The 16,924-nt window shown below is 68.7% G+C and carries 13 protein-coding genes and 2 tRNA genes; 10 read left to right on the plus strand and 5 right to left on the minus strand.

Annotated elements, in window-relative coordinates; translation table 11 throughout:
• The first annotated feature begins 123 nt into the window (after positions 1-123).
• The 3 genes from QSK05_RS16975 to ilvC are packed head-to-tail and all read left to right on the plus strand — an operon-like array spanning position 124 to position 3,471.
• Entirely contained in the window at positions 124-1,863 is a 1,740-nt protein-coding gene (locus tag QSK05_RS16975) for an acetolactate synthase large subunit (RefSeq protein ID WP_352301659.1), read from the plus strand.
• A gap of 11 nt (positions 1,864-1,874) precedes the next feature.
• Positions 1,875-2,390 (plus strand): acetolactate synthase small subunit, encoded by a 516-nt coding sequence (gene ilvN / locus QSK05_RS16980; protein ID WP_231487376.1) that lies wholly within the window; start codon positions 1,875-1,877, stop codon positions 2,388-2,390.
• A gap of 49 nt (positions 2,391-2,439) precedes the next feature.
• Positions 2,440-3,471 carry a ketol-acid reductoisomerase gene (gene ilvC / locus QSK05_RS16985; protein WP_285598204.1) on the plus strand — a complete coding sequence of 344 codons (1,032 nt, stop codon included), beginning with the start codon at positions 2,440-2,442 and terminating at the stop codon, positions 3,469-3,471.
• A gap of 209 nt (positions 3,472-3,680) precedes the next feature.
• Here the strand turns inward: ilvC and QSK05_RS16990 are convergent, their stop codons facing one another.
• Positions 3,681-4,064, minus strand: coding sequence for a VOC family protein (locus QSK05_RS16990; protein ID WP_285598205.1), 384 nt, complete (start codon positions 4,062-4,064; stop codon positions 3,681-3,683).
• 159 nt (positions 4,065-4,223) lie between these two features.
• On the opposite strand from QSK05_RS16990, the gene QSK05_RS16995 reads away from it, so the two are divergent.
• From QSK05_RS16995 to cimA, 3 genes are all read left to right on the plus strand, one after another.
• Positions 4,224-5,288, plus strand: a complete 1,065-nt coding sequence (locus QSK05_RS16995) for a 3-isopropylmalate dehydrogenase (RefSeq protein ID WP_285598206.1) — start codon at positions 4,224-4,226, stop codon at positions 5,286-5,288.
• 187 nt (positions 5,289-5,475) lie between these two features.
• A complete protein-coding gene (locus tag QSK05_RS17000) occupies positions 5,476-6,645 on the plus strand; it encodes a branched-chain amino acid aminotransferase (protein WP_285598207.1) in 1,170 nt (389 codons plus the stop codon).
• Positions 6,646-6,890: 245 nt separating this feature from the next.
• Positions 6,891-8,480 (plus strand): citramalate synthase, encoded by a 1,590-nt coding sequence (cimA, locus tag QSK05_RS17005; RefSeq protein ID WP_285598208.1) that lies wholly within the window; start codon positions 6,891-6,893, stop codon positions 8,478-8,480.
• A 62-nt stretch (positions 8,481-8,542) separates the two neighbouring features.
• Here cimA and QSK05_RS17010 read toward each other — a convergent pair whose 3' ends face one another.
• A complete protein-coding gene (locus QSK05_RS17010; RefSeq protein ID WP_285598209.1) occupies positions 8,543-9,583 on the minus strand; it encodes an NHL repeat-containing protein in 1,041 nt (346 codons plus the stop codon).
• A gap of 111 nt (positions 9,584-9,694) precedes the next feature.
• Complete coding sequence (locus tag QSK05_RS17015; RefSeq protein WP_285598210.1) at positions 9,695-10,582, minus strand: 3-methyladenine DNA glycosylase; 888 nt, start codon at positions 10,580-10,582, stop codon at positions 9,695-9,697.
• Between the two features lie 44 nt (positions 10,583-10,626).
• On the opposite strand from QSK05_RS17015, the gene QSK05_RS17020 reads away from it, so the two are divergent.
• Complete coding sequence (locus QSK05_RS17020) at positions 10,627-11,421, plus strand: fumarylacetoacetate hydrolase family protein (protein ID WP_285598211.1); 795 nt, start codon at positions 10,627-10,629, stop codon at positions 11,419-11,421.
• An 86-nt stretch (positions 11,422-11,507) separates the two neighbouring features.
• Here the strand turns inward: QSK05_RS17020 and QSK05_RS17025 are convergent, their stop codons facing one another.
• On the minus strand, positions 11,508-14,114 hold the full coding sequence (locus tag QSK05_RS17025; RefSeq protein WP_285598212.1) for a putative bifunctional diguanylate cyclase/phosphodiesterase: 2,607 nt from the start codon (positions 14,112-14,114) through the stop codon (positions 11,508-11,510).
• Positions 14,115-15,185: 1,071 nt separating this feature from the next.
• On the opposite strand from QSK05_RS17025, the gene QSK05_RS17030 reads away from it, so the two are divergent.
• From QSK05_RS17030 to QSK05_RS17040, 3 genes are all read left to right on the plus strand, one after another.
• Positions 15,186-15,257: transfer RNA gene (locus tag QSK05_RS17030), tRNA-Gln, on the plus strand.
• Between the two features lie 112 nt (positions 15,258-15,369).
• A tRNA-Glu gene (locus QSK05_RS17035) sits at positions 15,370-15,442 on the plus strand.
• A gap of 140 nt (positions 15,443-15,582) precedes the next feature.
• The gene (locus QSK05_RS17040) at positions 15,583-16,032 is read left to right on the plus strand and encodes a hypothetical protein (RefSeq protein WP_285598213.1); all 450 of its coding nucleotides are present in this window, start codon (positions 15,583-15,585) and stop codon (positions 16,030-16,032) included.
• 92 nt (positions 16,033-16,124) lie between these two features.
• On the opposite strand, the gene QSK05_RS17045 is transcribed toward QSK05_RS17040, so the two are convergent.
• Complete coding sequence (locus QSK05_RS17045; RefSeq protein WP_285598214.1) at positions 16,125-16,850, minus strand: IclR family transcriptional regulator; 726 nt, start codon at positions 16,848-16,850, stop codon at positions 16,125-16,127.
• Positions 16,851-16,924 lie beyond the last annotated feature (74 nt).

The raw sequence follows: 16,924 nt of genomic DNA on the forward strand, positions 1-16,924 counted from the left end.
ATCGAGCAGTCCGATGCATGACAGTGATCCGACGAGCGAAGGAACCCCCTGATGCCCGGCCAGTCCCACACCGAGCCCTCCGGCGCACCCCGCGCCACCGCCACCCCGGTCGTCGCCGAGCCGATGACCGGGGCCCAGAGCCTCGTCCGCTCGCTGGAGTCGGTCGGCGTAGAGACGGTTTTCGGGCTACCGGGTGGGGCGATCCTTCCGCTCTACGACCCGTTGATGGACTCCACGAAGATCCGCCACATCCTGGTGCGCCACGAGCAGGGCGCCGGGCACGCGGCGGAGGGTTACGCCCAGGCCACCGGCAAGGTCGGGGTCTGCATGGCCACCTCCGGACCGGGCGCGACCAACCTGGTCACGGCCATCGCGGACGCCTACATGGACTCGATCCCGATGGTGGCCATCACCGGCCAGGTCAACAGCAAGCTGATCGGGACCGACGGGTTCCAGGAGGCGGACATCGTCGGCATCACCATGCCGATCACCAAGCACAACATGCTGATCACCGACGCCGCGGACATCCCGCGCGCGGTGGCCGAGGCGTTCCACATCGCGGGTACCGGCCGGCCCGGCCCGGTGCTGGTGGACGTGCCCAAGGACATCCTCCAGGCGCAGACCACCTTCTCCTGGCCGCCGAAGCTCGACCTGCCCGGCTACCGGGCCGTCACCCGGCCCCACAACAAGCAGATCCGGGAAGCCGCCCGGCTGCTCACCTCCTCGACCCGCCCGGTGCTCTACGTCGGTGGTGGTGTGCTCAAGGCACACGCCAGCGAGGAGCTGCGCCGGCTCACCGAGGAGTCCGGCGCCCCCGTCGTCACCACCCTGATGGCACTGGGCGCGCTGCCCGACTCGCACCAGCAGAACCTGGGCATGCCGGGTATGCACGGCACCGTCGCCGCCGTCACCGCGTTGCAGAAGGCTGACCTGATCGTCAGCCTGGGCGCGCGTTTCGACGACCGGGTCACCGGCAACCTGGACTCGTTCGCCCCGCACGCCAAGGTCGTGCACGCGGACATCGACCCGGCCGAGATCGGCAAGAACCGGCTGGCCGACGTGCCCATCGTGGGTGACGCCAAGGAGGTCATCGCCGAGCTGACGCTGGCCGTCGAGGCGGAGCACAAGGCCGGCCACCGGGCCGACCTGACCGCCTGGTGGTCGCAGCTGGACGGCTGGCGCGAGGCCTTCCCGCTGGGGCACGCCCCGGCGCCGGAGGGCGAGGTCTCACCCCAGCACGTGATCGCCCGGATCGGCGAGATCTCCGGCCCGGAATCGATCTACGTGGCCGGTGTCGGCCAGCACCAGATGTGGGCCTCGCAGTTCATCAAGTACGAGAACCCGCACACCTGGATCAACTCCGGCGGTGCGGGAACGATGGGCTTCGCCGTGCCCGCGGCGATGGGGGCCAAGGCCGGCCTCCCGGACACCGTGGTCTGGGCCATCGACGGCGACGGCTGTTTCCAGATGACCAATCAGGAACTGGCCACCTGCGTGATCAACCAGATCCCGATCAAGGTCGCCGTCATCAACAACTCCAGCCTGGGCATGGTCCGGCAGTGGCAGAACCTGTTCTACGACGGGCGATACTCCAACACCGACCTGCACACCTCGGTCGGCAGCCGGATCCCCGACTTCGTCAAGCTGGCGGAGGCCTACGGTTGCGTCGGCCTGCGCTGCGAGACGCCGGAAGACGTCGACGCGACGATCAAGAAGGCGATGGAGATCAACGATGTCCCCGTCATCATCGACTTCGTCGTGCACCGGGACGCGATGGTCTGGCCGATGGTCCCGTCCGGGGTCAGCAACGACCTGATCCAGATCGCCCGGGACACCCGCCCGGAATTCGACAGCGAAGCCTGAGGACGACAACAGTGACGCAGAAGCACACTCTCTCCGTGCTGGTCGAGGACCGGCCCGGCGTGCTCACCCGGGTCGCGGGCCTGTTCGCCCGGCGTGGGTTCAACATCCACTCCCTGGCGGTCGGCCCGACCGAGCACTCCGGCATCAGCCGGATGACCGTCGTGGTGGACGTCGACGAGCTGCCCCTGGAGCAGGTCACCAAGCAGCTCAACAAGCTGATCAACGTGATCAAGATCGTCGAGCTGGAGCCGGGTGCCTCGGTCCAGCGCGAGATGCTCCTGGTCAAGGTCCGCGCCGACTCCGCGACCCGCAGCCACGTGCTCGAGACCGTCGAGTTGTTCCGGGGCCACGTCGTCGACGTCGCTCCCGACGCGGTGACGATCGAGGCCACCGGCAGCCCGGACAAGCTCGCCGCCTTCCTCAAGGTGCTCGAGCCGTTCGGCATCCGCGAACTGTCGCAGTCGGGCCTGATCGGCATCGGCCGCGGCAACCGGTCGATCACCGACCGGGCCCTGCGCAGCGCCTAACCTCGACCCTGCTATTCGTTTACCACCCTCAATAAGGAGCACCAGCACCGTGGCAGCAAAGATGTACTACGACGACGACGCCGACCTGTCCGTGATCGCCGGCAAGGCCGTCGCCGTGATCGGCTACGGCAGCCAGGGCCACGCCCACGCACTCAGCCTGCGCGACTCCGGTGTCGACGTCCGCGTCGGCCTGGCCGAGGGCAGCAAGAGCCGGGCGAAGGCGGAGGCCGAGGGCCTGCGCGTGCTCAGCGTCGCCGAGGCCGTGCAGGAGGCCAACGTGGTCATGCTGCTCACGCCCGACCACATTCAGCGTCACGTGTACACCGAGTCCATCGAGCCGCACCTGGCCGAGGGTGACGCGCTGTTCTTCGGCCACGGCTTCAACATCCGCTTCGGCTACATCACCCCGCCGGCCGGCGTGGACGTCTGCATGGTTGCCCCGAAGGGCCCCGGCCACCTCGTGCGCCGTGAGTACGTCGACGGCCGGGGCGTCCCGGTGATCGTGGCGGTCGAGACCGACGCCACGGGCAAGGCCTGGGACCTGGCGCTCTCCTACGCGAAGGCGATCGGCGGTCTGCGGGCCGGCGGTATCAAGACCACCTTCACCGAGGAGACCGAGACCGACCTGTTCGGTGAGCAGGCCGTGCTCTGCGGCGGCATGTCGCAGCTGGTCCAGTACGGCTTCGAGACGCTGACCGAGGCGGGTTACCAGCCCGAGGTCGCGTACTTCGAGTGCCTGCACGAGCTCAAGCTGATCGTCGACCTGATGTACGAGGGCGGTATCGCCAAGCAGCGCTGGAGCGTCTCCGACACGGCCGAGTACGGCGACTACGTGTCCGGCCCGCGCGTCATCGACGAGCGTGTCAAGGAGAACATGCAGGCCGTTCTCGCCGACATCAAGTCCGGCGCGTTCGCCAAGCGGTTCATCGACGACCAGGACGCCGGCGCCCCGGAGTTCAAGGCCCTGCGCGCCAAGGGTGAGCAGCACCCGATCGAGGCCACCGGCCGCGACCTGCGCAAGCTGATGAGCTGGGTCAAGAGCACCGACTCGGACTACGTCGAGGGCAGCGCCGGCCGCTGACGCCAGTAGCACCCTTGAAAGCCCCCGGCCGCTGAAAAGCCCCGGGGGCTTTCGCCTGCCCAGAGCCCCAAAAAGCCTTCCGTGATCATGCAAAACCTTCCCAGCGTTCTAGAACTTTGTTGCCGAGAGTTCTAGAACTCCGGGGAGGTTTTGCATGATCACGAACAAAAATTGGGGGGGACGCGCGTCCTCATCGAACGCTCGGAGGCTCAGGTCAGAGGGGCGTGGAGGTCGATGTGGGTCCCGTCCGGGTCCTGCACCGTGGCCACCCGCCGGCCCCAGGGGGCGTCGAGGGGTTCGCGGAAGCCGAAACCGTCCTCGTCCAGCCAGGTGTAGAGCTCGTCCAGGTCGGTGGTCGAGTCACAGCCGACGGCCAGGGTGACGCCGGTGCGGGGGGCGTCCGGGTCGATGTCCCAGTTCAACTCGCGGAACAGCGCCTCGGTGTAGAGCAGCAGCTTGAAGCCGCCGAGGTCGGCGAGCACGGTTCCCTCGTGCCCGCCGGGCCCGAACGAGGCGCCCAGGCGCTGGTAGAAGGCGGTCGACTTCTGGATGTCGGCGACGACCACACCGACGGCGTCCATCCTGAATCCCATGGCGATCACCTTATTGAGATGAGTCGCCCGGGCCAGGCGAAACGCGCCCGGGGCGGGCCGCGTCCTCCTCTTGGCGCACTCCTGGCGGACCCGAAAAAGCATGTCCACATAGCGAGACCGAGTGACCGCCATCCGGACTCAAGGAGTAACATCCATGTCATGAGCACCTCGACCGCACCCACATCCGTCCGGCTGGCCGTCATCCCGGGTGATGGAATTGGCCCGGAGGTGGTGAGCGAGGGACTGAAGGTCCTGAACGCCGCTGTCGGTTCCGAGGTGTCCTTCGAGACCACCGAGTACGACCTCGGTGCTCGCCGTTGGCACCAGAACGGCGAGACACTGCCCGACTCCGTGCTGGCCGAGATCCGGCAGCACGACGTCATCCTGCTCGGCGCCATCGGTGACCCCGCCGTGCCGAGTGGTGTTCTGGAGCGGGGCCTCCTGCTGCGCCTGCGGTTCGAACTCGACCACTATGTGAACCTGCGGCCGGCGCGGCTGTACCCGGGCGTCACCTCGCCCCTGGCCCCCCACGTCCTCGAGAACGGGCTCGACTTCGTCGTGGTCCGCGAGGGCACCGAGGGTCCGTACGTCGGTAACGGCGGCGCGGTGCGCACGGGTACTCCGCACGAGATCGCCACCGAGGTCAGCATCAACACCGCGTTCGGCATCGAGCGGGTGGTGCGTGACGCGTTCACCCGCGCCGCCGCCCGTCCGCGCCGGCACCTCACCCTGGTGCACAAGCACAACGTGCTCACCCACGCCGGTCACCTCTGGCGTCGCACGGTGGAAGCGGTCAACGCCGAGTTCCCCGAGGTCACCACCGACTACCTGCACGTCGACGCGGCCACCATCTTCATGGTGCAGAACCCGGGCCGCTTCGACGTGATCGTCACCGACAACCTCTTCGGTGACATCATCACCGACATCGCGGGCGCCATCGCCGGAGGCATCGGCCTGGCCGCGTCGGGCAACATCAACCCCGACCGCAGCGCGGCGCCCAGCATGTTCGAGCCCGTCCACGGCTCCGCCCCCGACATCGCCGGTCAGCAGAAGGCCGACCCCACCGCCACCGTGCTGTCCGTGGCGATGCTGCTGGAGCACCTCGGCCTCGACAAGGCCGCCACCAAGGTCGAGCAGGCAGTCGCCGAAGACCTTGCCGCACGCGGTGACCGAGTACGCACCACGTCGGAGATCGGCGAGGCCATCGCCTCGCGTCTCGCCTGACCACAGGTCCAGTACGGCCGGTCGGGTGAATCCCCGACCGGCCGTCCGCATTTTCACGTCCGGACGGTTGCCGCAAGAAAGCCGGCGCCTCCGACGGACACCCCGTCGCGTGCTTTCTCCGCTGCTACCGTCGTCAACAGATTCTTTCCGGCCCATTCGCCGGGCCGGTTTGCGAGGGAGTATCGCGATGAACGCCAAGATTCTCGGCACCACCGAAACGCTCGACACCACAGACGTCGTCGACCCGGCCGGAACATCGGCACAGACGCCGGCGCAGCCGCTGACCTTCACCACCACGCTGAACCCCACGCCCGCCACCCCTGAGCGCCGCGCACAGATCCACGCCCAGCCGGGTTTCGGCAAGTTCTTCACCGACCACATGGTGTCGATCGACTGGACGCACGGTCAGGGCTGGCACGACGCCGGCCTGATCCCGTACGGCCCGATCCAGATGGACCCGGCCGCGGCGGTTCTGCACTACGCGCAGGAGATCTTCGAGGGGCTCAAGGCCTACCGTCACGCCGACGGCTCGGTCTGGTCGTTCCGTCCGGAGGCCAACGCGGCCCGGCTGGCCCGCTCGGCCCGCCGTCTGGCCCTGCCCGAACTGAGCACCGAAGACTTCCTGGCCTCGGTCGACCTGCTGGTCAAGACCGACCAGGCCTGGGTGCCCGACCACGAGAGCGGCGAGAGCAGCCTGTACCTGCGGCCGTTCATGTACGCGTCGGAGAGTTTCCTGGGTGTGCGGCCGAGCAAGACGGTGCGGTACCTGCTGATTGCCTCGCCGGTCGGCCCGTACTTCTCCGGCGGGGTCAAGCCGGTGAGCATCTGGCTCTCGAGCACGTACACGCGGGCCGCGGCCGGGGGCACGGGCGCGGCCAAGTGCGGCGGCAACTACGCGGCCGGTCTGGCGGCCCAGCTCGAGGCCGAGGCGCACGGCTGTGAGCAGGTCTGCTTCCTCGACGCGGCCGAGCACAAGTGGGTCGAGGAACTCGGCGGCATGAACATCTACTTCGTGACGAAAGACGGCACGCTGGTCACGCCGACCGTCTCCGGCACGATCCTCGAGGGCATCACCCGCTCGTCCATCCTCACCCTGGCCGGCGAGCTCGGCCTGAAGGTCGAGGAGCGCCCGATCAGCATCGACGAGTGGCGGGCGGGCGTGGCCTCGGGCGAGATCACCGAGGTCTTCGCCTGCGGCACGGCCGCTGTCATCACCCCGCTGGGCGCTCTGGCCTGGGAGGGCGGCGAACTCGAGATCCCGACCGGTGAGGTCGCGATGAAGATCCGCCAGTCCCTGCTCGACGTCCAGTACGGCCGGGCCGAAGACACCCACGGCTGGATGCGCCGACTGGCCTGACTTTTCGGGAATTGAGGACGAGGCGGGCACCCCGGGTGCCCACCTCGTCCTCAATTCGGAGAGGTTCCCGGACCGTTCACCGCCAGGTGTGGCAGAATCGGCGTCACCATGTACAGCACCAGCGTGATTATTCGCAGGCGCGTCGACACCGCCTAAGGCTCCCCAGGGCACCGTCGACGCGCAGACCTCTCGCATCCGCGAGGGGTCTTTTTTCATGCCAGCCCCACGACCAGAGGCGATCAACGATGGACACCACGTTCCAGGTGTACGACACCACCCTGCGCGACGGCGCCCAGCAGGAGGGGCTCAGCCTCTCGGTGCAGGACAAGCTGGCGATCGCCGGGCATCTGGACGAACTGGGTGTCGGGTTCATCGAAGGCGGCTGGCCGGGGGCGATTCCGAAGGACACCGAGTTCTTCCGCCGGGCCGCGACCGAGCTGAACCTCAAGCAGGCGGTCCTGGCGGCCTTCGGCGCCACCCGCAAGGCGGGCGTGGCCGTGCACGAGGACCCGCAGGTGAAGGCGCTGCTCGACTCACTCGCCCCGGCCGTGACGCTGGTGGCCAAGAGCGACATCCGGCACGTGGAGCGGGCTCTGCGCACCACCGCGCAGGAGAACCTGGCGATGGTCACCGAGACCGTGCACCATCTGCGCGAGCACGGGCGCCGGGTGTTCCTCGACGCCGAGCACTTCTTCGACGGTTACGCCTTCGACCGGGGGTACGCGCTGGAGGTCGTACGGGCCGCGGCCGAGGCCGGCGCCGAGGCGATCGTGCTGTGCGACACCAACGGTGGCATGCTGCCGCACCAGATTGCCGACATCGTGCACGACGTGCGCACGGAATCGGGTGCGGCACTGGGTATCCACTGCCACAACGACACCGGGTGCGCGGTGGCGAACTCACTGGCCGCCGTCGAGGCCGGGGTGATCCAGGTGCAGGGCACGCTGAACGGGTACGGCGAGCGCACCGGGAACGCCGACCTCGTCACTGTTCTCGCCGACCTGGAGCTGAAACTAGGCCGCCGGGTGCTGCCCGAGGGCCGGATCCAGGACATCACGCGGATCGCGCACGCGGTCAACGAGATCGCCAACGTGTCGCCCTACAACCGCCAGCCGTATGTGGGGGCCTCGGCGTTCGCGCACAAGGCGGGTCTGCACGCCAGCGCGATCAAGGTCGACCCCGACCTGTACCAGCACATCGACCCCTCGGCCGTGGGCAACGACATGCGCATGCTGGTCTCGGACATGGCCGGGCGCGCGTCGATCGAGCTGAAGGGCAAGGAGCTGGGTTTCGACCTGTCCAGCGACCGGGAGCTGCTGGGCGAGGTCACCGACCGGGTGAAGCACCTGGAGGCCCGGGGATACACGTTCGAGGCCGCCGATGCATCGTTCTCCCTGCTGCTCACCGAGGCGGTGCACGGCGCCCGCCCGGTGTTCTGCGAGGTCGAGAGCTGGCGCGTGATCACCGAATTCCGCGGTGCCACCGGTGAGGCCGTGTGTGAGGCGACGGTGAAACTGACCGCGGGCGGGAACCGGGTGGTCGCCACGGCGGAGGGCAACGGCCCCGTCAGCGCCCTCGACCGGGTGCTGCGCCAGGCGCTGCTGCCGGTCTATCCGGAGCTGGACCGGATGAAGCTGACCGACTTCAAGGTCCGCATCCTCGACGGGGAATCGGCCACGGATGCCGTCACCCGGGTGCTCGTGGAGACGACCGGCGCCGGGTCGGTCTGGCAGACCGTGGGGGTCGGGCCGAACATGATCGAGGCCAGCTGGCAGGCCCTGCTGGAGAGTTTCGTGTACGGGCTGTCGTCGATGGGTGTGGCTTCCCGGGTGTAGAGCACGAGGGAGGACGTGGTTGCCAGGTGGGCAACCACGTCGTCCCTCGTGCTGTCAGTGGTCTACAGCGGCGCGATCCCGCTCAGGACCTTCTTGCCCAGCGGCACGAGGAGATAGCTCGCCGTCGCCGGGTCGGCCACTCCGAAGCGGGCGTTCACGGCCCACAGGGTGTGGTTGACGAAGGTCGCGGTGCTCGGCACGTCGAGCTGCGGCGAGGTCAGCGTCCGACGCCAGGTGGCGCGCCAGCCTTTGCGGCTGTGGTGCAGTTTCAGGGCCTCGACCGCGTTGCGGCTGTTGCCACGGACCACGAACAGGGTGTGGCCCTTACGCTCCAGGCCATCTCCGCCGGTGATCCCCGGACCGCGCTTGACGAGGATGTTCTTGGTCTCGCCGGTGTGCGGGTCGACCGTGTAGATGCCGCCGTGCGTGCTGTTGTCCAGCAGCAGCGTGCCGTCCCACAGGTTGTCGATGCCGTTCGCGCCGTTGCCCGTGGTGGTTGCCGGCCAGGCGCCCTTCAGCGTGATGAAGTTCGTCTGGCCGGTGGGAAGCCCGGTCGCGGCCCGCAGATCGATGCGGGTCAGCCGGTCCACCCGGGAGTCGGTGACCCACACCGCGTTCGGCTCGATCAGCACGTCGTTCAGGAACGCCGATCCGGGCACCTCGATCCGGTGTTCCACCGCACCGGAGGTGGCGTCGACGGCCAGCACGATGCCCTGGGAGCCGTCCTGCCCCGCGGCCCAGAGCAGGTTCGAGCGCTGGTCCCACTGCAGACCACGCAGGGACCGGCCGGGCACCCCGGCCGTGAGCCGGTGCCCGGCCCCGGTCTTCAGGCTGCCGGTCCAGATGCAGCCGTCGGCCACGGATCCGGCGAAGAAGGTGCGACGGGGACCGGATGTGATGCCCTCGGGCCGGAAACCGGTCGGTAGATCGATGGTCGTCAGCGCCTTCTTGCTCGAGGCCGCCTTTGCCGGCGCGGGGCTCGACGGGGCTGCGCCGGTGAACTCCCCGGCGAGCGCGGGGGAAGCGAGCAGGGCCGTGCCGATCACCGCAGCGCCGGCGGCCGTGCGGATGCGCCCGAGATACGTGAGCCTTCTCGTATTCATACGTTCAGGGTCGAGGACGCAGGGCCGTCACCGACCGCGGAACACACGGCACGTTCGGCGTACTCGCTGGTCAACCGGTTGGTTAACCAGATGACTCCTGCCCCACCGGCCTCAGACGAAGCTGATCAGGGCTTCCAGGACGACGATCAGCCTCGCACGGAGTGCCTGGGAACGTTCGGCGAATTCCCTTTGCCGGGCCACGTACTCGGCCTTCCCCTCGGGGGTCTCGATCTTCACCGCGGGTTCGCCGTAGGCGGTGAGGTCGTAGGGGGAGGCCCTCATGTCGAGCAGCCGGATGTCGAGCGCCAGCTGGAAGCAGTCCAGGGCCAGGTCTCCGGGCACGGCCGGGCCGAGCTTCATGGCCCACTTGTGCCCGTCCATCGAGGCATGCAGGCAGCCGGGCTGATCCAGTTCGACCTGGGTCTCGCGGGTGGGCTGGAGCCGGTTCAGGCCCACGGCCTCGGGGGTGAAGAAGCGGAACGCGTCGAAGTGGGAGCAGCGGATCGGGTGCGCCTCGACCACCTCATCGGTGCCGGCCTGCCCCAGCCGCAGGGGGAGGGGATGCCGGTGCTCGCCCTGCCGATAGACCATCGCCCACTCGTGCAGGCCGAAACAGCCGGTGAAGGTGGGCCTGCCGCTGATGTTCGTGAGCAGGCGGTGGATGAACTGCACCGAGTCGCCGCGCTCGTCCATGAACCGGGCCGCGTCGAACCCGACCGTGCCCGCCTCGTCCTTCGTGTACCAGCGCCACTTCTCGTGCGGGGTCTCCCCCTGGAGACGAAGGCCGACGCCCGGGTGCCAGCGGCGCAGCGTCGAGGGACGTGTGGAGTAGTACTCGTAGAGGAAGTCCTCGATCGCGTGCTTGGTGTGCGTGGCCCTGCGCGCGCGCCGGCCCTGGGTGAGGCCGTCGGCGCGCTCCTCGTGCTGCCGTGCCAGAGGTTGCCACTCGCCCTCGGCCAGAACCCGGCTGCTGATCGTCGTCCCACCCGCCCTCGTCACACCGTCCAGTATCTCCCCTTCGGTAATGACATAAGGTCAAGGGCGTGCTCATCGCGAGATTCACCACCGGCGAAGACCCCAGGTACGCGATCGTGGAGGGCGGGCAGGGCAGCGGCTTCCTGCACGTCATCAGTGGCGATCCGCTTTACCAGACGGTCCAGATGACCGGGGAGAAGGTCAGGTTCGACGACGCGGTGCGGTTGCTCGCACCGGTCATCCCGCGCAGCAAGGTGGTTGCGGTCGGCAAGAACTACGCCGACCACGTGGCCGAGATGGCCACCACGCCGGGGGAGGCCCCGCCGGAGGAGCCGCTGCTGTTCTTCAAGCCGAACACCTCGGTGATCGGCCCGGGCGACCCGATCGTGCTGCCGCGTCAGTCGACGAACGTGCACTACGAGGGCGAGCTGGCCATCGTCATCGGCAAGCTCTGCAAAGATGTGCCGGTCGAACGGGTCAACGAGGTCGTGCTCGGCTACACGATCGCGAACGACGTCACCGCCCGCGACCTGCAGAAGTCCGACAAGCAGTGGGCGCGGGCCAAGGGCTTCGACACGTTCTGCCCGATCGGCCCCTACCTGGTGCTCGACACCGACCCCACCGACCTGCGGCTCACCACCCGCGTGAACGGCGAGGTCAAGCAGGACGGCAGCACCTCGCAGCTGATTCACAAGATCCCCGAGATCGTCGCCTACGTCTCGGCCGCGTTCACGCTGCTGCCCGGTGACATCATCCTCACCGGCACCCCGGCCGGGGTCGGCCCGATCGTGGCCGGCGACCGCGTCGAGGTCGAGATCGAGGGCATGGGTGTGCTGAGCAACCCCGTGGTCTCGCGCGACTGAGGCTCTTTCGTCCGGGCCAAAGTGAGGACGCGTGTGGGCTCCCCTCCTGGGGCCCACACGCGTCCTCACTTTGGCCCGTGATCGGCTCAGCGCGCCTCGGCCAGGTGCCCCTCACGCGCCGCGAGCCAGTCCATGAAGCCGGCCAGGGGCATCGGGGCGGCCAGGTAGAAGCCCTGCATGTTGGTGCAGCCCATGCGCTGCAGCTCGGCCCGGGTGGCCGCGTCCTCCACACCCTCGGCCACCACCGCCAGGTCGAGATTGGTGCCCAGATCGACGATGGAGCGCACGATCGCGGCGTCGTTCGGCTCGGCCAGCATGTTCATCACGAAGCTCTTGTCGATCTTCACCTCCTGCACCGGGAGCTGGCGCAGGTAGGACAGGGACGAGTAGCCGGTGCCGAAATCGTCGATGGACAGACCCACTCCGAGCGCATGCAGCTGATCGAGCACGATCCGGGTACGGGCCGGGTCACGGATCACCGAGCTCTCGGTGATCTCCAGCGTCAGCGCCTTCGCCGGAACCCCGTGGCGGTTCAGCAGCTGCTGCACGTTCTCGATCAGCTTCTCGTTGAGATTGCTGCGGGCGGAGAGGTTCACGCTCACCGTGAGCCGATGACCCGCTCGCCGCCAGCGCCCGCACGCGGCCACCGCCTGCTCGAGCACGGCGTCGGTGAGTTGCGGGATCAGGCCGTTGCGTTCGGCCAGGGGGATGAAGGTGTCGGGGAAGAGCAGCCCGTGCCGGGGGTGACGCCAGCGCACCAGAGCCTCCGCCCCGAGCACCATCCCGGTGCGCAGACTGGCCTGTGGCTGCACGTAGACCTCGAGCTGCCCGGCCGAGATGCCCTGCCGGAGCTCGGCGGTCAGGGCCAGTCGCTCGGGGGTCTCGTTGGCGTCGAGCCCTTTGTCGTACACATGCAGACCCGAACCGGAGTTCTTCGCGTAGTACATCGCCGCGTCGGCCCGTTTCAGCAGCGTGTGCCCGTCAGCCCCGTGCAGCGGCGCGACGGCGATACCGATCGAGACGCCGACCTCGACGTCCACCCCCTGGATGCTGACCGGCTTCTCCAGCCCGCAGCGCAACTGGGCGGCGATCTCGAGGGCCGCGGCCACCGAGTCGACCGCCGGCAGGAGCACGGTGAACTCGTCACCGCCGGTGCGGGCCAGCACGCCCCGTCCGGCCAGCCGGTCGTGCAGCCGCCGGCCCACCTGCTGCAGCAGCAGATCACCGAGGGCCAGTCCGAAGGTGTCGTTGACCTGCTTGAAATTGACCAGGTCGAGATTCAGCACAGCCAGGCCGGGGGAGCGGTCGTCGCGCATCTCCTGGATGGCCTGCAGCATCTCTTCCTGCAGCAGATTGCGGTTCGGCAGGTCGGTGAGCTTGTCGTGCAGGGCATCGTGCTTCAGCCGGTCGACCAGTTGCCCGTTCTGCAGGGCCATGCTGGCGTGGTTGGCCACGGTCATCAGTAACTGCACGTCGTCGGAGTCGAACGAGCGCACGTCGCTGATCCGGTCTCCGACCAGGATGGTGCCGACGATGCCCGCCTCACCCCGCAGCGGCACCAGCACGGCGTCGCGCAGGTCGCGGTCGGCCAGCAGGGCGCGGTGGCTGCGGTCGCCGCGGGGGATGAGCAGCGGACCTCCGCTGCCGAAGACCCCGGCCCAGCTCGGGTCGTTCGCGGCCTCGTCGCTCAGCCGCACGCGGCGCAGCTTGCCGTTGGAACCCCGGCTGTCGATGCGCAGCGGCTGGTGCCCGGCCTCGGAGGAGACGAAGACGATCTCGGCGTAGTCGGCCCGCAGCACCTCGCGGGCATGCTGCAGCACCCCGGTCAGGATCTCGTTCACCTCAGGAGTGCTGCTCACCGCGTGGCTGAACCGGTACAGCCGCTCCAGGCTCAGGTGGCGCTCGGAGAGGCTGCAGTAGCTGCGATAGGCGATGAGCAGCAGCACCATCGAGACCGCCAGGGGCACCGCGGCCCGGCTGTCGGCGTCGAGCGCGTGCACCGCGACCAGCGCGATGCAGGTGACCCAGGCCGAGGTGGTGGCACCCCGGCCGGCCTCGAGAAGGAAGTCACGGCGTTTGGTCTCACCGTCGACCACGGCGATCACCACGGTGACCGCGACGGCCGAGAGCAGCCCGCCGCAGATCGTCGCGACCAGCGCGGCGGCCCAGGCCCGGGGGTCGATGTGGACGTCCGAGCCGCGGATCAGGTTGAACAGCATCAGGGCCAGTACCGACTCGGCGAACAGCATCGAGCCGTTGAAGAACACCTTCACCGGGCCCTGCCGGCGCCACAGCACCAGTGCCACGAGCACCCCGACGAGCCGCCCGGCGACGAAACCACCCGGAGTGGCGAAGAACAGGCCCAGCACGGTGGCGATCTCGTTCATCGAGATGGCGCGGACCTGCCGATGGCCGTTGACCTGCACCATCTGCACCACGATCTCGCAGGCGGCGGCCAGCGCGGCCACCGTCCACCAGTCCAGGCGCAGCAGACGCCCCCGGGCGCCCATCTCCTGGGTGACGGGACACAGCCACAGCAGCGCGCCGAAGGCCACCAGCAGCAGACTGACCGCGATGATCCGCAGCGACGTGGCCCGGGGGGCCTTCGGCCGGGTACGCGTGTCGGTGTGCCCGGGGCTCGGAAGGAGAGCCAGCGGGGACAGTTCGAAGAGCCGGATACCCGAGACGGCCACTCGTCACCCCCTGCAACCGGGGTCGTGCGGGCACACGCGACCACGAGCCCGCAGGACGGATACCCCAGCGGCCCCGCGTGAGGTCATGGGCGCGCGCATCATCAGCGTCATCAGGCCGTCTCCGGCATTCCGCAACACCTGAAAAGCAGTGCTTGAACTGTGAACATCCCCGTCCCCCGGTGATCACGCTCCCCTGAACTGGAGCGTAGCTGAATCGCCGATACGCCAAGAGCGGAAGTCCGGACGAAACCTGTAGCCGACACCTTACCCATAGTCATTTCGCCGCCTGGAGATGTCGGACACATTCCGTCGTCCCGGAGGGGCGCAGGGGGCGCGGTTCGTGCGGCGCAGAGTTCCGGGGGATGACCCAAAGTAGTGGAAAGTTGTGTGGCTGAGGGTGACCTACGTCCCGTTCGCGTAGGTGTCCCGCGTGCCCGGCCTGATGCGGTCCGGGATCACCCGGCCGCTCGCCGACCCGGAAGTGTGACGTGCGTCTGATGTGCGACGGATTGATCGCTCACGCGGCCACCTGCCCGGGCTTGCGGTGTGGCGCTGGTCGCATCGGGGTGGATGGATGGGGAGTGGTTGGCGGGATGGTGGCCGGGCACTTTCGGATGTGGTGCCGGTCGCATCGGGGGGCGTGGCCGCGAGGGAAGGGACGGGGCTGCGAACGGGCTTGGAGCCGGAGCCGGAGCCAGAGGCGGAGGTGTGCGGTGGGGGTGCCGAGGGTGACTCCTCCGGGTCCGTTCGCGGGTCTCTTCGCGGGTCTGCTCGCGTGGCCGACGGGGGGAGGGCGCACGTGCCGGGCAGGTCGAGTGCTCCGAAAGGGGGTGGGTTTCTCCCCGGCGGGTGCACCGGCCGGCCGGTTCCTGATCTTTGAAGGCAGAGATTCGGTTTCTGGGCAGGCGTTTTCGGAGGTTGCACGGGCGGGGCGGGAGATTCGAGGGCGTCGTTCGGGATCCCTGATTTGGGCCAGCGCCCCCGGACCGGTAATGTTCTCGGTGGGCGCTCACCCAACGGAAAGATCTGAACCGCAAGACGAGGATCTGACCACCGGGTGTTTACCTACCATGGGGTATGGTGTAATTGGCAGCACGACTGTTTCTGGTACAGTTAGTCTAGGTTCGAGTCCTGGTACCCCAGCGCGGTTAGATCGCCGAAAAGCGGGCTTCGTGCTCGCTTTTAGAGCGGGTCGGACCGATTCGGTGAACAGCCAAGCAGTTGGCTAGAATCGAACAGCTGACCTGGTCAGCAAGGCCCCGTTGTGTAGTGGCCTAGCACGTCGCCCTCTCAAGGCGGTAGCGCGGGTTCGAATCCCGTCGGGGCTACATGAGAGACGGCCCTCGACCTCTTCTGGTCGAGGGCCGTCTTCATGTCCGGTAATCTCTCGCCGACCTGCGAGAACCCAAGGATGCTCGGGGGTGGAGCGCCGCCGCGGCGGCGCCACCGATCGATGGAGGTAAAGCTCATGACGGCCCAGATCGGCCAAACGGTTCGGGAGCTGCTGGTGGGCGATCTGAACGCCTACTTCGAGCAGACCAAGTCCCTGGACGAGCACGGCTGGAACGCTTTCGGCGAGGTTGTCGGCGCGGCCTTCTACAACGCCGTCGGGCGCAGCCTGTCCGGCCCGCAGGCCGACGTGCCGGGATTCGTCGCGGCTGCCGCCGTGCCCTACGCCCAGACCCCCGTCGCGATCGACGAGAACGCCGCACAGGCGCTGGTGCGCTCGGTGCTCGGTGACGACGCGTCGGTCGCCGAGGTGCTCGAGCAGCTGGACGAGCCCGACCTGGCTCGCATCGAGCTGGTGCTGCTGCGTCGCCTGATCGACGACAGCAGGGGCGAGATCACTGTCGACGCGCTGATCACTTCCGCGCAGGACGAGGCCGCCGAGTTCAGCGGCGAGGCCGGGGCTTCCTGACCCACGTCCCACCGGAACACCGACGAGCCCGTCACCCCCGGATCGGGGTGGCGGGCTCGTTCCGTTGGTCTCGGCGAGTTTTCGGCCCGGCCCTAAGCCTGGATCTGCCCCCGGCGCAGCACCTCGGTCAGCCGCCCGGCCGCGGCCACCACGGCGGTGGCGTGCTGCCGCCCCGGCTGACGGGTGAAACGCTCGATGGGGCCCGAGATCGAGACCGCGGCCACCACCCGGCCGGACGGGCCCCGCACCGGCGCCGAGACCGACGCGACACCCGGCTCCCGCTCGGCGATGCTCTGGGCCCACCCGCGCCGGCGTACGGCGGAGAGGGTGCTGGCGGTGAACTTGGCCCCGTTCAGCCCGCGGTGCAGGCGATCCGGCTCCTCCCAGGCGAGCAGCGTCTGCGCGGCCGATCCGGCGTGCATCGAGAGTGCCGATCCGACCGGGATGGAATCGCGGAGGCCGACCGGCCTTTCGGCGGCGGCCACGCAGATGCGCTGATCACCCTGACGGCGGAACAGTTGTGCGCTCTCACCGGTGTGGTCGCGCAGCGCCGCGAGAACCGGCCCGGCGGCGGCCAGGAGCCGATCCTCCCCGGCCGCGGCGGCGAGCTCGCCCAGGCGCGGCCCGAGCACGAAACGCCCCTGCAGGTCACGGCCCACGAGCCGGTGGTGCTCCAGCGCGACGGCCAGGCGGTGCGCGGTAGGGCGGGCGAGCCCGGTTGCGGTCACCAGCTGGGCCAGTGTCGCCGGCCCCGCCTCCAGGGCGTCGAGCAGCACGGCTGCCTTGTCCAGGACGCCGACTCCGCTACTCTTGTCCATGGAGCGATACTGGCGTCTCACGAAGCGAGACGCAAGTCCGGCGTCCGCGAGCCGGTCGCGAGGACCGGGAATCG

This window comes from Kineosporia sp. NBRC 101731, assembly GCF_030269305.1.
GTDB lineage: Bacteria > Actinomycetota > Actinomycetes > Actinomycetales > Kineosporiaceae > Kineosporia.